This window comes from Ruegeria sp. YTSA072 (assembly GCF_059610285.1).
The window spans coordinates 140649-156718 of the sequence record NZ_JBXWNI010000007.1; the positions used below are offsets into that span (position 1 = coordinate 140649).

The 16070-nt window shown below is 57.6% G+C and carries 17 protein-coding genes, 1 other RNA gene and 1 riboswitch; of the genes, 9 read left to right on the forward strand and 9 right to left on the reverse strand.

All coding sequences use genetic code 11. The features are described from left to right. The first annotated feature begins 20 nt into the window (after nucleotides 1–20). Nucleotides 21–662: a ribonuclease T2 family protein gene (locus AC2FIB_RS13850; protein ID WP_496842267.1), complete on the forward strand. Its 642-nt coding sequence runs from the start codon at nucleotides 21–23 to the stop codon at nucleotides 660–662. Here AC2FIB_RS13850 and AC2FIB_RS13855 read toward each other — a convergent pair. After that, nucleotides 659–1147 carry a hypothetical protein gene (locus AC2FIB_RS13855; RefSeq protein WP_496735691.1) on the reverse strand — a complete coding sequence of 163 codons (489 nt, stop codon included), beginning with the start codon at nucleotides 1145–1147 and terminating at the stop codon, nucleotides 659–661. The two genes, AC2FIB_RS13850 and AC2FIB_RS13855, sit on opposite strands and share 4 nt — an antisense overlap. Before the next feature lie 192 nt (nucleotides 1148–1339). Between AC2FIB_RS13855 and AC2FIB_RS13860 the strand changes: the two genes are divergently transcribed. Next, entirely contained in the window at nucleotides 1340–1798 is a 459-nt protein-coding gene (locus AC2FIB_RS13860; protein WP_496735692.1) for a hypothetical protein, read from the forward strand. A 74-nt stretch (nucleotides 1799–1872) separates the two neighbouring features. On the opposite strand, the gene recR is transcribed toward AC2FIB_RS13860, so the two are convergent. The 3 genes from recR to AC2FIB_RS13875 form a co-directional block, all read right to left on the reverse strand. Further along, nucleotides 1873–2466 (reverse strand): recombination mediator RecR, encoded by a 594-nt coding sequence (gene recR / locus AC2FIB_RS13865; RefSeq protein WP_282120277.1) that lies wholly within the window; start codon nucleotides 2464–2466, stop codon nucleotides 1873–1875. Nucleotides 2467–2530: 64 nt separating this feature from the next. Next, nucleotides 2531–2875, reverse strand: a complete 345-nt coding sequence (locus tag AC2FIB_RS13870) for a YbaB/EbfC family nucleoid-associated protein (RefSeq protein ID WP_108861168.1) — start codon at nucleotides 2873–2875, stop codon at nucleotides 2531–2533. Nucleotides 2876–3032: 157 nt separating this feature from the next. After that, the gene (locus AC2FIB_RS13875; RefSeq protein ID WP_282120276.1) at nucleotides 3033–4784 is read right to left on the reverse strand and encodes a DNA polymerase III subunit gamma/tau; all 1752 of its coding nucleotides are present in this window, start codon (nucleotides 4782–4784) and stop codon (nucleotides 3033–3035) included. Nucleotides 4785–4941: 157 nt separating this feature from the next. On the opposite strand from AC2FIB_RS13875, the gene AC2FIB_RS13880 reads away from it, so the two are divergent. Beyond that, nucleotides 4942–5439 carry a protein-tyrosine phosphatase family protein gene (locus tag AC2FIB_RS13880; RefSeq protein ID WP_496735694.1) on the forward strand — a complete coding sequence of 166 codons (498 nt, stop codon included), beginning with the start codon at nucleotides 4942–4944 and terminating at the stop codon, nucleotides 5437–5439. A 7-nt stretch (nucleotides 5440–5446) separates the two neighbouring features. Here AC2FIB_RS13880 and AC2FIB_RS13885 read toward each other — a convergent pair whose 3' ends face one another. Further along, nucleotides 5447–5854: a hypothetical protein gene (locus AC2FIB_RS13885; RefSeq protein WP_058272511.1), complete on the reverse strand. Its 408-nt coding sequence runs from the start codon at nucleotides 5852–5854 to the stop codon at nucleotides 5447–5449. 84 nt (nucleotides 5855–5938) lie between these two features. Next, nucleotides 5939–6158, reverse strand: a riboswitch (cobalamin riboswitch). Between the two features lie 144 nt (nucleotides 6159–6302). Here AC2FIB_RS13885 and AC2FIB_RS13890 point away from each other — a divergent pair. Further along, nucleotides 6303–7160 (forward strand): alpha/beta hydrolase family protein, encoded by an 858-nt coding sequence (locus tag AC2FIB_RS13890; RefSeq protein WP_496735695.1) that lies wholly within the window; start codon nucleotides 6303–6305, stop codon nucleotides 7158–7160. Nucleotides 7161–7168: 8 nt separating this feature from the next. Here the strand turns inward: AC2FIB_RS13890 and rsgA are convergent, their stop codons facing one another. From rsgA to AC2FIB_RS13905, 3 genes are all read right to left on the reverse strand, one after another. Then, on the reverse strand, nucleotides 7169–8197 hold the full coding sequence (gene rsgA, locus AC2FIB_RS13895; protein ID WP_496842270.1) for a ribosome small subunit-dependent GTPase A: 1029 nt from the start codon (nucleotides 8195–8197) through the stop codon (nucleotides 7169–7171). 158 nt (nucleotides 8198–8355) lie between these two features. After that, nucleotides 8356–8454, reverse strand: an RNA gene (gene ffs / locus AC2FIB_RS13900) — signal recognition particle sRNA small type. A gap of 39 nt (nucleotides 8455–8493) precedes the next feature. After that, nucleotides 8494–10323, reverse strand: a complete 1830-nt coding sequence (locus AC2FIB_RS13905) for a bifunctional 2',3'-cyclic-nucleotide 2'-phosphodiesterase/3'-nucleotidase (protein WP_496842281.1) — start codon at nucleotides 10321–10323, stop codon at nucleotides 8494–8496. A gap of 207 nt (nucleotides 10324–10530) precedes the next feature. On the opposite strand from AC2FIB_RS13905, the gene nudC reads away from it, so the two are divergent. From nudC to AC2FIB_RS13920, 3 genes are read left to right on the forward strand one after another with little or no spacing between them, the layout of a single operon-like run. Then, nucleotides 10531–11511, forward strand: coding sequence for an NAD(+) diphosphatase (nudC, locus tag AC2FIB_RS13910; protein ID WP_496842271.1), 981 nt, complete (start codon nucleotides 10531–10533; stop codon nucleotides 11509–11511). Between the two features lie 40 nt (nucleotides 11512–11551). Next, nucleotides 11552–12019, forward strand: a complete 468-nt coding sequence (locus AC2FIB_RS13915) for an SRPBCC family protein (protein WP_496842272.1) — start codon at nucleotides 11552–11554, stop codon at nucleotides 12017–12019. A 26-nt stretch (nucleotides 12020–12045) separates the two neighbouring features. Further along, a complete protein-coding gene (locus tag AC2FIB_RS13920; protein ID WP_496735701.1) occupies nucleotides 12046–12513 on the forward strand; it encodes a GNAT family N-acetyltransferase in 468 nt (155 codons plus the stop codon). 12 nt (nucleotides 12514–12525) lie between these two features. On the opposite strand, the gene AC2FIB_RS13925 is transcribed toward AC2FIB_RS13920, so the two are convergent. Continuing rightward, nucleotides 12526–13359 (reverse strand): prephenate dehydratase, encoded by an 834-nt coding sequence (locus AC2FIB_RS13925; RefSeq protein ID WP_058279807.1) that lies wholly within the window; start codon nucleotides 13357–13359, stop codon nucleotides 12526–12528. Between the two features lie 119 nt (nucleotides 13360–13478). Here AC2FIB_RS13925 and AC2FIB_RS13930 point away from each other — a divergent pair, with 119 nt between their 5' ends. Both AC2FIB_RS13930 and AC2FIB_RS13935 read left to right on the forward strand, forming a co-directional pair. Continuing rightward, nucleotides 13479–13985, forward strand: coding sequence for a c-type cytochrome (locus AC2FIB_RS13930; RefSeq protein ID WP_496735737.1), 507 nt, complete (start codon nucleotides 13479–13481; stop codon nucleotides 13983–13985). Between the two features lie 174 nt (nucleotides 13986–14159). Then, on the forward strand, nucleotides 14160–16064 hold the full coding sequence (locus AC2FIB_RS13935) for an extracellular solute-binding protein (RefSeq protein WP_496735703.1): 1905 nt from the start codon (nucleotides 14160–14162) through the stop codon (nucleotides 16062–16064). Nucleotides 16065–16070 lie beyond the last annotated feature (6 nt).

A 16070-nucleotide genomic window follows, 5' to 3' on the forward strand; every position in this document is an offset into this window, starting at 1 on the left:
GGCAAGAAGGGAAGAGGCGAATGCGCTGGGTTGTTTTGGGGCTGGTTTCGTGGATTTTCGGTGCAATGGCGGCGCTGGGCGATGGCGAAAAGGCAGGCGAGTTTGACTACTACGTCTTGTCGCTTAGCTGGTCGCCCAACTGGTGCGCCCGCGAAGGGGACGCGCGCGGATCGGATCAATGCGACACCCGGCATGACCATGGCTGGATCCTGCATGGTCTGTGGCCTCAGTACCATCAGGGCTGGCCCGCCTTCTGCCGCACGCCCGAGGCACCGCCATCGCGCGCTATGTCACGCAAAATGACGGATATTCAGGGCAGTTCTGGTCTGGCGTGGCATCAGTGGAAAAAGCACGGGACCTGCTCGGGCCTCAGCGCGTCCGACTATTATGCGCTGTCCCGGCAGGCGTATGAGGCGGTTGAGCGTCCTCAGGTATTCCGCAAGCTGGACGCCTCAGTCAAATTGCCTGCATCGGTCGTGGAAGAAGCCTTTCTGAAAGCCAACCCCGGCCTTGAGCGCAACATGATCACTGTGACCTGCAAGCAGGGCTATATAGAAGAGGTCCGATTGTGCCTGTCGCGCGACCTTGAACCCGTTCCCTGTGGTCGTGACGTGATCCGAGATTGTACCGCCAAAGACGCCCTGTTTGATCCGATTCGTTAGAGTTTCTTGTTCTGGCAGTCCCGGGCGTATTCCAGCGCCTTGGCTGTGCCTTTCAGGTCAATTGCCATGACCACCTCACCCGCAGGGTTGTAAACCGTCATATTCTTGTTCTGCGCAATCGCATTCACGAAGCTGCGGTCGGTGAAAAACACCGTTGCACCTGGCACATCGCGCTGATTGAAGCCGATGGCAGTGGCATCATAGCTTTTGCCGTCCAGATCGAACCGGATCGGATAACTCTCACCCTGTTTGATGTCGCCCCACGCCTTGTTGTAGACGGCGAAATACCCGCGATTGTCCAGCGCGTCATAGCCCAGCCGCACGACTGAGAGGTCCTGATAGATCGTCTGGATTAGGCACCCGTTGCCAAGCGCGGGGTCCATCATGACGTTCCAACCTTCGACAAATCCCTTGTCGATGAGTTGTTGTGACCATGCGGCGGTCGCGGTGAAGGCGGCGAAGGTGAGGGCGAGAAGGCGGGTCATTTTGGTCTCCAAAAGCATGTGTCTTGTCCCGTAATATTTATCAAAAAAGTGATGAGCCGGATAAACCCCGGACGCTGACTACAGACCATCTTGGAACCCTGTGCTGCCCTTCTCGTATTTGAAGCCTGAGGCCATATTTGGGCCATAGTCTGGAGTTCTTATTTGTGCATTCGATTTGGAGTAATACATAGAATGCGCTCAAAAAACCAATTTGTGGCCGCCCTTTTCACTTTTCTGATTTGTACAAGCTATGGGGTTTCTGCAAGCAGTGACGGATCGGGGCTGAAAACAACGCCAACCGGGATACCATGGTACGTTTCCGACCGCACTTCGAACTATCCCGGCGCGGAAGCCGCAATGCGTATTGCTTCCTCAAAATGGAGAGAACCCTGGGCGATGAAAATCAAATCTGGCAAAGCCAGCGGTAAGTTCCGCTTGGTTTCAGTGAATGGGTCTACCTATGTGGTACTAGAAAAGATGAAAGGGCCATTTTCGCTAAGTACAGAAACCGTCAAAACTGCAAGGGCGGAATTGCTGCGCGCTGCGGCTGGCAAAGCTAACTGTACAACACAAGGCGGAATTCTCGCTAAATACACACAGTATAATGATATCGAAAAGATGGCGGCAAAGGTTCAGTGCAGTTTTCTATAGGATGCATGCAATACCGTAAAATCCGGTTTGTTTTGCCAGTTTGATGAAAGGGTTTGGCAGCTTGAAGACGACCTTTACAGTTCTTTCCTTGCCCGCAACGCAGCGGTAATCGTCCCATCATCCAGATAGTCCAACTCGCCCCCAATCGGCACACCCTGCGCCAGTGAAGTCAGACGGACCTGTCCCTCCAACTGATCGGCAATGTAATGGGCTGTGGTCTGGCCGTCGACGGTCGCGTTCAGCGCCAGAATGACTTCGGTGATCCCTTCGGCCATCACCCGATCCTTTAGACGGGGGATGCGAAGCTCGTCCGGGCCGACGCCGTCCAAGGCAGACAGAGTGCCGCCCAGAACGTGATAGCGACCCTTGAAAACTGCAGCGCGTTCCATCGCCCAGAGGTCGGCGACGTCTTCGACCACGCACAATTCTCCGGTCGCGCGATCCTCGCTATCGCAGATGTCGCAGATATCGGTGGTGCCCACGTTGCCGCAATTCAGGCATTCGCGGGCGGTGGCGGCCACCTGCTGCATTACGTCCGACAGGGGCGTCAGCAGCAGGGTGCGTTTTCGGATCAGGTGCAGCACCGCGCGGCGAGCCGAACGGGGGCCGAGGCCCGGCAGTTTGGCCATCAGGTCGATCAGATTGTCGATATCGCTGTTCGAACTCACGGCGTGCGCTCCTGCAAAAGGGCCGGGCAGTTGTGCCCGGCCTTTGGGTCGTCAGGAGTGTCTATCAGAACGGCAGCTTGATGTCTGCGGGCAGACCCATGCTTTCGGTCAGTCTTGCCATCTCTGCCTGAGAGCGCTCGGCCGCTTTGGTTTGCGCGTCCTTGATAGCGGCCAGAATCAGATCTTCGACAACTTCCTTATCGTCGCCATTGAAAATCGACGGATCGATGTCCAGACCCTTCAGCTCGCCTTTTGCTGTGGCGGTGGCCTTCACCAGCCCTGCACCGGATTCGCCTACAACCATCAGGTTGTTCAGCTCTTCCTGCATGTCCGTCATCTTGGTCTGCAAATCCTGCGCGGATTTCATCATCTTGGCCATATCGCCCAGACCGCCGAGTCCTTTGAGCATTGCTTTTCTCCTGCAAATCGGTTTGCCGCCTAAATACGGATGCTGCCGGTAGGGTACAAGGGGAGAGCTTCTCCCGCCCGTCGTCAAGGTCTTTGGCAAGACCTTTCCTCCCGTTGGGCCCGGCAGCGCGGGAGTGTTTCCGCTTTGGTCGCTCGGATCAATCCTCCTCGAACGGATCCCATTCGTCTTCGACCTCCGGCAGGGCTTCGGTTTCGACCTTGGCCGCGCGTTCTTCCGGGGTTTCGATCCGTTTGATGCGCGCTTTTGGAAACTGCATCAGAACGGCTTGAACCAGCGGGTGTTGTTCGGCCTGCGCTTTCAACGCCAGATCAGCCGCGTCTCGAACCTCGGCGATTGTTGCTGCGTCCCCGTCGGCCACGATTGAGACGGCCCATCGGTTTCCGGTCCAGCGTTGCAAGGCCGAACCAAGCCTTTGCGCCAGATCGGTCGGCGCTTTGTCTGTGGGCGTGAACTCGATCCGTCCCGGGGAATACGAGACGAGACGCACGCCGTTTTCGACCTCAACCAACAGTTTTACGTCCCGGTTGGTGCGGATCAGTTCGACCACGTATTCGAAGGTTGGATAGTGTGCCAGCGCGGTCTGGACGTCCTGGGCAAGCGCTGCGGTGGGCGCGCCTGCAGGCCCGCGTTGCGCCGAGAGATGCGCAGAGGACGTCGCCTGCGCAGGTGCATGAGTTGGCACAGCCACACCACCGCCAGGTCCCCCGCTTGGTGGGGGGGGAGGTGCATCCTGTAGTCGTTTGATAAGCTCTTCGGGGCTTGGCAAATCGGCCACATGGGTCAGACGAATGATTGCCATTTCGGCGGCCATCATCGCGTTGGGTGCTGCAGAGACCTCCTCCAGCGCTTTCAGCAACATCTGCCACATGCGCGTCAACACCCGCATCTGCAGCGCCTCGGCCATCTGTTGACCCCGTGCGCGTTCATCCGGTGAGACGGTGGGGTCATCGGCGGCATCGGGCGTGATCTTGACCACGGAAACCCAATGGGTGATCTCGGCCAGATCGCGCAGAACAGCCAGCGGATCGGCCCCTTCGGCATACTGGCCGCTCAACTCAGTCAATGCCCCAGCCGCATCGCCACGCAAAATCATGTCCATCAGATCCAGAACGCGCCCGCGATCTGCAAGGCCCAACATTGCCCGAACCTGATCGGCGCTTGTTTCCCCGGCACCATGTGAGATCGCCTGATCCAACAGCGAGGTCGCATCGCGCGCAGAGCCTTCGGCCGCGCGTGTGATCAAAGCAAGCGCGTCTTCTGCGATCTGTGCGTTTTCCGCTGCGGCGATTTTGTTGAGCAGACCGATCATGTCTTCGGGTTCGATTCGGCGCAGGTCGAACCGCTGGCAGCGCGACAGCACTGTCACCGGCACCTTGCGAATTTCGGTCGTCGCGAAGATGAACTTCACGTGCTCGGGCGGTTCCTCGAGTGTTTTGAGCAGCGCATTGAAGGCGCTGGTCGACAGCATGTGAACTTCGTCGATGATATAGATCTTGTAGCGCGCACTGGCGGCACGATATCGGACACTGTCGATGATCTCGCGAATGTCGTTCACACCGGTCCGGCTGGCGGCGTCCATCTCCATCACGTCGACATGGCGTCCTTCCATGATGGCCACACAATGCTCGCACTGGCCGCAAGGTTCGGTGGTTGGCTTGCCTTCGCCATCGGGGCCGATGCAGTTCATGCCTTTGGCGATAATCCGGGCAGTGGTGGTTTTGCCGGTGCCGCGAATACCGGTCATGATAAAGGCCTGCGCGATCCGATCCGCTTCGAACGCGTTTTTCAGCGTGCGTACCATTGCGTCCTGTCCAACCAGATCTGCAAAGGTTTCGGGGCGGTACTTGCGGGCAAGAACCTGATAGGCGGGGCTGGGCGTTTCGGTCATGTCTGCTCTGTCAGATTCGTGTCAGAAATGCAGCGTAGAGACCCGGGCCGCCCGCGTCCACAGCAGGCTTCGTGGAATTTCGGTTTGGACGGCGTCTGTAAGCGGGATAAACCGGCTTTCAAAATCGGGTGGGTCGGTGGCAGTGGGAGCATAAGCTTTGGCAAAATTTGCAATCTACGCGCTGCCTGTTGGCTCAGGCACCTTGGCGCTGTCCCCCTTGCCTGGCGGCGGCGGTGGGTATGTGGATGATCTGAGGGTGATACAGGACTGGAACCCCGATCTGGTGATTTCAATGACCACCGAGGCCGAGATGCAGCAGGTCGGCGCAGGCGGTTTTGGTCGAGACGTTCAAAGCAGGTCCGCGACCTGGGTGCATCTTCCGGTCGAGGATTTCGGCACACCGCCCCTGCCAATCGAAACTCTTTGGCCCCAAGCCAGCGCAGCCGCCCGGCAGGTTCTGTCCGACGGTGGACGCGTGCTGGTGCATTGCCGGGGCGGTTGTGGGCGGTCGGGGATGGTCGCGCTGAGGCTCATGGTGGAAAGCGGTGAAGATCCAAACCACGCGCTAAACCGGCTGCGCTTGGCCCGACCATGCGCGGTGGAAACGGATGAGCAGATGGCCTGGGCCATGAAACCGGCCCAGAGCGATCAGTGAACTAGGATCAGGCCGTGGCTTGTTGAACAACCTGATGCGATGGACGCGGTGCAAGGGCCGATGCCTGAAGCATGGCGCAAGGCAAGGCCGCCAAAACACCAGCAGGCAGAGTGGAAAAGTCAGGGCCGAACATCATATCGGCGTATTCGTCCAACGTGTCGGCTGAGTCGCCTGTGTTTGCCCCGCAATAGACCCTGATCCGGGCCGGGCTGGCGCGAAACCGTGCGGTGCAACCCTCATCGCAATGGGTCAGTTCGCTGGACCCGTCCACCTCAAATTCGCTGGTCGTCATTGGTTGTGCTGTTGCCATCGCCTCGGCCAAGGCCCGAGCCATTTGTGCCAATGCGGGGCAGGTTTTCCCCGTTTTCTGGCACAGGGTGGCGGTGAACTCGTGGGTCGTTGTCTTCCAGATCATAATGCGCCCTCCGCGCGGTGAGCGGGGGACGTGGAACAGGGAACTCAGCGTACTGAAGACCTGCCCGGACACCCCGCCCGAGTTTCGGTTTTTACTTTGATGGCAGGTCTCCTGACTTGCGGGTCTTTGCTTTGCCGACCTTCCCAGCCTTTCGGCCAGTGGTATTTCGGCATTGCTTACCGCTTACAGTTGCGGGGGCAGTCGCGGCCTTGGTCCGTTCCGGCATTGCCGGGCTGGACCGCACCGAGTTCCCTTTTCATCCCGCCCCAATATAAGGACGAGAACCATCACCTCATCGCTAGCGGTTGTAGGTGGCTTGAGTCAAGCGGGCTGTTTTCCATCGTTCAAGTGGACGCTTGGTCACTTTGAAAATCTGTTGACTCTAGTCGCGCAAAAGCGCGGATATGCCATATGTGAACCGAATAGTTCAGATGCTTGCGAGGGCACCATGTTGGACAACACTCCGGTCGTTTTGACCGAAGATTTCACGTTTTCTGCCGGAGACGCCGAACTGTCGGCTCGGCTGTATATGCCTGCCTCGGCACCTGATGTGGCGGTTGTAGTCCATGCAGCCACAGGCGTACCGCGCGACTATTACCAGCATTTTGCGCGGTGGTTGGTGGAAGAACAGGGTATGGCCTGTCTGACCTATGACTATCGCGATTTTGGCCACTCTCTACGGAGGCGCCTGCGCGATTCGCAGGCCACGATGGCTGACTGGGCGTTGATCGACATGCCAGCTGCCCGCGCTGAAATGCGGCGCAGATTTCCCGCCGCCCAGCAGTGGAGCATTGGCCATTCGGTTGGTGGAATGCTGGGGCCAATTCAGCCCGATATTGAACAGATCGACCGAATGATCTGTGTCTGTTCAGGTTTGGTGACGGTATCCGACCACCCCTGGCCGTATCGCGCACTGGCGACAATGTTCTGGTATGCCCACCCGCCATTGCTGGTTAAGGCATTGGGATACCTGCCGGGCAAGGCACTTGGGTTCGGCTCGGACCTTCCGGCACGTGTCTACTGGCAGTGGCGAAAATGGTGCACCGCTGCGCTGAGCTACGTGCCGGATATCGGCAAAAGCCTTCCAGACGCCCGTTGGGCTGCGTCGGAAACACCCGTCGATCTGTTCACAATGGACGATGATCAGGTGGTGCCCCCGAACGCGGTTTGGCGCCTGGCCGATCTTTACGGTCCCAAAGCCCGCCGGCATCAGTTGTCGCCGAAAGACTTTGGATTGGCCGAGGTCGGTCACATCGGCGCATTTGCGCGCCGAAATGCGGCCATATGGCCCCGGTTGATCGCCTGAGCCGGTACTTACAGCTTTTTGCAGGATTTCTTGTCCTGCATCACCGATCGTACCATCTTACCAAAGGCCTTGTCGCGCGCACGAGACTGCGCCACGGTTTCCGAGTTCCTCTCATCCTCGCGCCGCAGTTTTCGCCAACGCTCTAACCGCTCTGCGTCCAGTGTTCCGTTGGAAATCGCATCCTGCACGACGCAGCCCGGCTCGGCCTGATGCTGACAATCTGAAAAGCGGCAGGTCTGAGCCAATTCAAGAATGTCGGAAAAGACCTCGTCGACACCATCTTGTGCATCCAGCAACCGCAAAGCCCGCATGCCGGGTGTATCGACCAACCAGCCTCCGTTCTGCATCGGATGCAACGCGCGGCCAGTTGTCGTGTGCCGCCCGCGCGCGTCGTCTTCGCGAATGCCGGAGGTTGCCTCATCCAGGCCCGTCATGGCGTTGACCAATGTTGTCTTGCCGACACCGGATGAGCCGACCAGTGCAGCGGTCTGCCCGGTGGGGCACCAGGATAGAACTTGCTGAACGTCCATGGCATCCAAAGCATTGATTGCCAGCACGGTCAGAAACGGAGCCAGCGACTCGGCTGCCTTGGAGAATTTACTAGGATCGGTACAGGTATCGGCCTTGGTTAGAACGATCACCGGATAGCACCCGGCCTGGTGTGCCAAAGCCAAATACCGTTCCAGCCGGGCCAGATTGAAGTCGGCATTGCAGGAACTGACGATGAACAGCACATCCACATTGGCGACGATCAACTGTGCCTCGGCCCCGGTTCCGGCGGCGCGGCGTTTCAAAAGGCTGCGGCGCTCCAGCAGGTGTTGAACCCGGTTTTGATCATCCGCCAATACCCAGTCGCCGACGGCAAAGTCGCCCGTCGGCTGGTTTAGGGTGAGCAGCGGTGCTTCACCGTTGATGTTTGCACCGATCAGACGATCACGGTGAACGGCTGTGATGCGAAAGGGAGCGCATGTTGGATTGGCCGCATGTTGGGCGGCAAAGTGTGAGGACCATCCCAGGTCCGAAAGTGTAAAAGACATTGTTCTGCCTGTGTTCAGGTACAGCTATCCGTCTGGATGGCGGTCGCGCATCCAGCGGTAATGTGCTCAGGCAGGTGTGAGGGTCGGCCTCAGAAACGCTCTGCCCAAAGGGTTTTTGCTACAATCATAAAAGCCTTCCTGCGGCTAACGATTCAAGTAAGTGAGAGGTTGGACATCGACCCAAGCGGGGCTCGTTGTGGCTGCTTCCTTCCGGACCTGACCAGGTTGGCGAGGCGCTCGCCCGCGCCAACCTCTCGAAAATCGATATAGGGAAGACACGCAGAAATGACAACCCGTCACAGTGAGAGTTGAATGCGCAAAAACCCTTCGGCATCCGTGCCGGTCTGCTTTGGGCTGAACTCTGCGATGTCCGCGAGGTGACGCTGTGCCTTTGGACCGGTTTTCAACAGGACAGTGGACCCCGGCATGGGCGCAAAACGGAATGGGCAGGGGCCTTGTTCCAGCGATTCTGTGGGCATAGCACCGGTCAGGTAGTCCTTCAACGCGTGTTGAATCGGCAAGGCTGGAACGTTGATGATTTCGGCGTCGGGTATGAATGGAAAATGTCCGCCGCCGCTGGCACGGTAATTGTTCAGTGCAACGACAAGGCGTTGTTCGGCCGTCACTGCGTGGCCTTGGAAACGAAGATCTGAGATGCGCCGGTATGCCGGATTTACCAGTCGCCCTTCTGCATCGAACCGAGGCGGTACGCTGAGGTCGATCACGTAGCTTAGCCCGAACAGAACATCGAAATTGTGTCCGGCTCGATCAGGATTGACCAATTCAGTTTGCGCGCCGGGTTTCACCTGATTGAAAACGCCCGCAGACATTTCAAGCCAATCTCTGATGTGCTCTCCTGACACCTCGATTGCACGAAGTTCGTTTGGAAAGATGTTCAGATCGGCCACATGGCGCATGCGCATTACGCCCGCATGAATGTCCGAGTAAAAGCGAGGCCCGGCGCGACCACCGAATTTTGAAGGCGCCACGGCAGACAGCAAAGGTGTCGCTTCATGGGGCGTGCCCTTCAGGATCTGGCGCACGGCCGAAGCCTGTGCTGCGGCCACCATCGCAAGCCCGCGATCTTTGGTGCAAAAGCTGAAATAGCTGTGCAGGTGCTGATCCGTATGCCCAATTGGTTCCTCGGCTCGTTTTCGTGTTGCGGAATGCACATCTGAAAACAGCGCCACCAACAACGGGTCCTCGGGTGCCGGGTCAGCACCTGATACCGGGCGCAGTTCAGTGCGATGCGCCGCGACCGACCAGCCCTTTTCTGCCGAGGCAACCAGGGTCAGATCAATCACACCAAGATGAGATCCGGCAGATCCCGGCATTACAACAGGTGTGCCATGCACCATACCGCCAGTGGCGTCGACGTGTTCCAGCCCAGCGTGCGATTTTCCCGGCAGGGTCAGATGTGTGTGCCCGGCGATGATGGCGTCTATACCCTCAATCGCGGCAAGAGGGATAATCGCGTTTTCAAGATCGGGCACGGGGTCGTCGGACCCCAGTCCCGTATGGGCAAGCGCGATGATCACGTCGCAGCCGTGGGATCGAAGCTCAGACACTTTAGTGCGCGCGCAGGTCAGGATGTCGTCTATCTGGACGTCATTACCCAGCCGATGAGATTCCCAATTCCGGGTCTGCGGCGGAACGACCGAGAAGACGCCGACATTTAGCGAGGATTGGTGCCCCGCGACCTCAACCCGGCGGGTTAGAACTGCCTGATCCTGCCAGACCTCGTTGGCGCTCGGGCGATGAACATTGCTGCAAACCACCGCACAGGGGGCCTGCGAAAGGATGCGGTCCAGTATATCTTGACCGAACCCGAAATCATGATTGCCTAACCCGATCGCATCATACTCTAACGCGCCAAAGGCCTGCATCAGCGCATGCGGCTTGTCAGCTTGCTCGGCGGCCAGATCCCCAACCGGAGTTCCCTGCAGCGAATCGCCATTGTCAAAAAGCAGCACGGTTGAGCCTTCCACCTGCGCCTCAGTTCGGGCTTCACGGATCAGGCTGGCGGTTCGAGTCAGGCCGATTGCGGGTTCAGGGGTGTCAGAATAGTAATCAAAACTCCTCAAGTTCATATGAAGATCCGTGGTGGCCAGTATTCGGATCTGCACGGTCTGCGAAGGCAGGGAAGGGGAAGGTTTCAAAATTCTACTTTTGGCAGTTTTGTCTTAGTCATTTTTGACAAAAAGATTAATCACAGTGAATTGCAAGGCTTAGCTGTGTTCATTCGATGGCGACCTGTGATTTTGGGGGTGAAACACCGTTGCAACTGATTGGCCGACATGGCAGCCCTGTGCGCACAAGCCTAAGGATAACTTATGAAAAATGCGGAATATGTGACGTTTGGTAGCTCGGGGCTGGATCGTGCGGCGCATATTCGCGGGGATGCTGATGCGGTCGCGGGCGCGCGGGCGCATCCCAATGCAAAATGCCTGCTCTTGTGGCGCGGTAAGGTTTTGGTTCAGGGTGAGGCGCTGGATCAGTTGGGACTGATCGCGATGTCACATATGCTGGTCGAAACCGGACCGGGAGGTTCTGTCGAGCAGCCTGTATTCTTGGGGCTGTCGGACGATGCGCCGGTGTTTGCTTTTGATATTTCGGACTGGACGGCTGATGGGTTGGACGTGTCCGGTGTCGGAGGCTTTATCGACAAGTCAGAGCAACAGCACCCGGACTTGCCCCACGGCCATGTCTTTGCCGAACTGCGCCGGATCATGACCCGTTTGTCGACGCGTGACGCCGAACTGGCGGCTTCGGCCAAGGCGGTGACCGCGTGGCACGAAACGCATCGGTTTTGCGCCCGGTGTGGCGCAGCCAGCGAACTTGCGCAGGCGGGGTGGCAGCGCAGTTGCCCGTCCTGCGATGGGCAGCATTTTCCGCGTACTGATCCGGTTGTCATCATGTTGATTACACAAGGTGATTCAGTGCTAATGGGACGTTCACCGGGCTGGCCAGAAGGGATGTATTCGCTGTTGGCAGGGTTTGTTGAACCGGGTGAAACGCTTGAGGCCGCAGTCCGTCGGGAAGTGATGGAAGAGGCCGGAGTGCCCGTGGGTGAGGTCCGTTACCTGTCTAGCCAACCCTGGCCGTTTCCGGCCTCGTTGATGTTCGGCTGCGCGGGTGAGGCGTTGTCGCGCGCCATCACCATCGACCCGGTCGAAATCGAAGATGCGATGTGGGTTACCAAATCCGAGATGATGCAGGCCTTTGCCGGTGAACACCCCGTTTTGCTGCCAGCCCGCAAGGGTGCGATTGCGCATTTTCTTTTGCAAAACTGGCTTGCGGATACATTGGACTGACAAAATACTGTTCTGAAAAGCGAGAGAACCCCGAACCAAAATGCAGTTTATAGTGCGCGAAGATATCGAAGCTCCCATCAACTCGGTGTTTGAAATGGTGGCCGACTTCGACCGATTCGAACGGATCGCAATGCGGCGCGGGATCGACTTCCGGCGGATTTCGGGCGAATTGGGCGTTGTTCCGGGCACCAGTTGGGAGACAGAATTCAGGTTACGCGGAAAGCCACGTCAGATTTCTGTGCAGATGGCCGAATGCGACCCGCCTTTGCTGATGCGGTTCGAAGCGGCAAGCAAGGGGATGAACGGGGTAACGACGGTGGAGCTTTTGGCCCTGTCGCAGCGCCGCACGCGTCTAAGCGTTGATATGTCCCTGTCAGCCAAATCCCTCCCTGCGCGGTTGCTGTTACAATCACTAAGGCTTGGGCAATCCCGGTTTCGGCGACAGTTTCAGTTGCGCCTGACCGAGTTCGCACGGGAAATGGAACAACGTCACATTCATGGTGGTTGATTGCCCAAAGCTGTGGTGGGAACGAGATGGATAGCTTTAGTGTTCGTGAGGCGGTGTTGACGGATGCCCAAGGTATCTCAGAGGTACTGTGGGACATCGCAGCGGCCGGACAGCGTAACAAGCGCTGCGACGTTGAGTTTGCCCGCGAGCATTACGTGGCCGATCCCGACCGGATCAGATGCTCTGTTGCTTTTCAGGAGGAGCAGGTCCTGGGATTTCAATCGTTGAAATGGGCGGTCGAAAACAACCCATATGGCGCTCCGGTCGGGTGGGGCGTCATTGGAACGCATATTCGCCCGTTTGCCGCACGGCGCGGTGTCGGGCGTGCCTTGTTTCGTGCGACGCTCTTGGCGGCACGGGAAAGTGGCCTACCGGCCATTGATGCGACCATTTCGGCCACAAACGCCGAAGGATTGGCCTATTATTCGGCGATGGGCTTTGTGGATTATCGGGAGCACGAGGGTGCCCAGTGCAAAAGCTTTTCCGTGATTTGAGCCGAGGTGGCTTCAGCCGCGCGGTTGAGCCGCTGGGTAGACGCCCAAAATCTCGACATTCGTGGTGAAGTGTTCCAGTTCTTCCATCGCCAACTGTACGTTCCGGTCGTCCGGGTGGCCCACGATATCAGCATAAAACTGGGTCGCAGTGAACGACCCATCGACCATGTAGCTTTCCAGCTTGGTCATGTTGATGCCGTTGGTCGCAAACCCACCCATCGCCTTGTAAAGCGCAGCCGGAATGTTGCGCACCTGAAAAACAAAACTGGTGATCATGCCATGTTCTCCGCGGCGTGACATGTCGGCCTGCTGTGACATCACCAGAAAGCGCGTGGTGTTGTTGTCGCGGTCTTCAATGTGCCGGGCAAGAACGTTCAAGCCGTAGATTTCGCCGGCCAACTCGCTGGCCAATGCTGCTGAATGCACCTCGCCTTGTTCCGAGACCTCGCGGGCCGCACGCGCATTGTCGGGGCTGACACGTCCCTTGATGTTGTGTTCTTTCAAAAACCCGGCGCATTGCGGTAGCAGAACCAGGTGCGAGTGTGCCTCGGTGACATCCTCGATTTTGGCCCCTGGAACGGCAAGAAGGTTGATGTGAACGCGCACGAACGCTTCTTCGATGATGTGCAGCCCGCTGTGGGGAAGCAAACGGTGGATATCGGCGACCCGGCCATACGTGGTGTTTTCGACCGGCAGCATTGCCAATTCAGCCTCACCTGCGCGCACCGATTCGATCACATCTTCGAAAGTCCGGCAGGGCAGGGCCTCCATATCGGGGCGGGCATTACGGCAGGCCTCGTGGCTGTAGGCGCCGGGTTCTCCCTGAAATGCAATACGTTTGGTCATTTGGTCGATTCCGTGCAACAAGTTCGATAATTGGGCGTTTAGTCGCGGTGTCTATACCTTGCCTCTTGTAAGGGGAAGCCTTAGACACCCCGCAGACAGCTGAAATGGACTCGCGATCAATGTTCGACACGATGACAGTTACCAAGGCCGCAGCAGGCCTGTTTGGCACCTTCCTGGTGCTGCTTTTGGCCAAATGGGGTGCCGAAATGCTTTACCATGCGGATGGGCATGGTGAGACGGCCTCGTATATTATCGAAACCGAAAGCTCCGGTGAAAGCGCTGACGGCGAAGAAGTGGTGTTCGAAGACATGCTGGCCGCCGCAGACCCAGATAAGGGCGCGCGGGTTTTCCGTAAATGTACTGCCTGCCACAAGCTGGAAGACGGCGCCAACGGCACTGGCCCCTACCTGTTTGCAATCGTGGATCGCCCGGTTGCTTCAGCCAAAGGTTTCACTGGCTACTCAGCTTCGATGCAAGCCCATGGCGGCAATTGGACACCCGAAGCGCTGGATGCGTTCCTGACCCGCCCCAGTGCCTATATCTCAGGTACATCCATGAGCTTTGCGGGTCTGAAAAAACCGCAGGAACGGGCCGACCTGATTGCCTACCTGCAGACCATCAACTGATCTTTCGCTCAGTTTTGACGCATTCAAAAGCCGCTGCCCCGTGCAGCGGCTTTATTTTTTGACTAAGTAAATCTTCACAAAGTGTTCACGCACTCTAAACTTGAAACTGGCAGTGCTAGTCTTTTAGCTGGCGCAAACAATATTAAAGACGTCAACGAGCAGGGGATGAACCACATGAAATCCAATCGAGTTACCGCTTTAGCGCGAACAAGGGATTTCGGACGCTTAGTTCACATTCTAGCTTTGGGGGCATTGCTCTGTGCAGCCGCTGCAACTCAGCTTTTTGCTGAGGAAAAGATCATCAAATCACACGGGTTCTCGGAATTCGGTGATTTGAAGTATCCGGACGGCTTTGCGCATTTCGACTATGTGAACCCGGATGCGCCACGTGGTGGAGAACTCTCCTATGCGGCGCAAGGCACGTTCGACAGCTTTAATCCCTATACCAGGCAGGGCCGGGCTGGTGCGAGGTCGGCAGATCACTACGAAAGCCTGCTGGTTCCATCCTATGACGAACCGGCGGCCTATTATGGCCTGCTAGCCGAAAGCCTGGAGTACCCCGAAAGCTATGATTGGGTGATCTTCAACATCCGCCCCGAGGCGCGGTTTTCCGACGGCACACCGGTGACGGCCGAAGATGTGGTGTTTTCCCATAATCTGCTGCTGGACCAAGGGCTGAAATCTTATGCCGACGCAATTCGCCAGCGGATCCCCAAGGCCGAGGCGCTGGATACCCATCGTGTAAAGTTCTACTTCTCGCCAGATTTCCCCCGCCGAGGCCGGATTTCTCAAGTTGGGGCCACGTCGATTTTCTCTAAGAAATGGTTCGAGGAAGACCCTGAAAACCGCCGATTGGACAAGTCGCGGCTCGATCCGGGTATCGGCTCGGGGCCATATGTTCTGGATGATTATGATATCAACCGGCGCCTCGTCTATAAGCGCAACCCCGATTATTGGGGCAACGATGTCAACGTCAACGTGGGCCGCAACAACTTTGACACCATCCGCGTCGAGTATTTCGCCGATTCCATTGCTGCGATGGAGGGGTTCAAGGCGGGCACGTTTACCCTTCGGCAGGAAAACAACTCGAAAAGCTGGGCAACGGCCTATGATTTCCCGGCAATTGCGAATGGTTCTGTCGTGCGGGCTGAACTGGCAGACGGAAATGTGCCGTCGGCGTCGGGCTTCATCATGAACCTTGACCGGCCAAAGTTTCAGGACCCCCGCGTTCGCGAAGCTATCCAGCTGGCATATAATTTCGAATGGACAAATGAGAGTCTGCAATATGGATTATTCCAGCAGCGTAGCTCTTTCTGGGAAGGAACGCATCTTGAGGCGACCGGCCTGCCCGAAGGGCGCGAGCTTGAGGTGTTGCAGGAGTTGGGTGACGCGCTGGACCCGGCCATCCTGACCGAAGAACCGGTCTCGGCGCATGAATCCCGGGCCGCCCGCCAAAATGACCGTGGCAACTTGCGCAAGGCGATGAAACTGCTGGACGAAGCTGGCTGGCTTGTTGGGGATGACGGCATTCGTCGCAACGACAAGGGCGAAGTGCTGTCTGTTGCATTTCTGTCCGACCAGCCAACGCTGGACAGGCTTATTCAACCCTTCGTCGCCAATTTGCGGGCAATGGGGATTGATGCGAGCTACAACCGCGTGGACAACGCCCAGTTCACCTTGCGCCGCCGGGACCGTGATTTCGACATGATTGTTGGCGGGTACCCGAGGTCGTTGCAGCCGTCGACAGGGTTGTATCAGCAGTTCGGAACCGAAGCGGCCTCTTACTCGGTCTTCAACCCGTCGGGTGTGCATGGCCCGGATATCGAACCGCTGATCGATAACATTGCCTCTGCCGAAGACAGCGAAGAGCTTTTTGCTAATGTTCGCGCATTGGACCGCGTCCTGCGCGCCAAGCGGATCATGGTTCCTACGTGGTATCTGGGCAAGCACTGGGTTGCCTACTGGGACATGTATGAATACCCGGAAAATCTGCCGCCTTACGCATTGGGTGTTGAAGACCTCTGGTGGATCAACGAAGAGAAAGAAGCCGAGTTGAAATCCTCCGGCGCCTTGAGGTAATCCGCC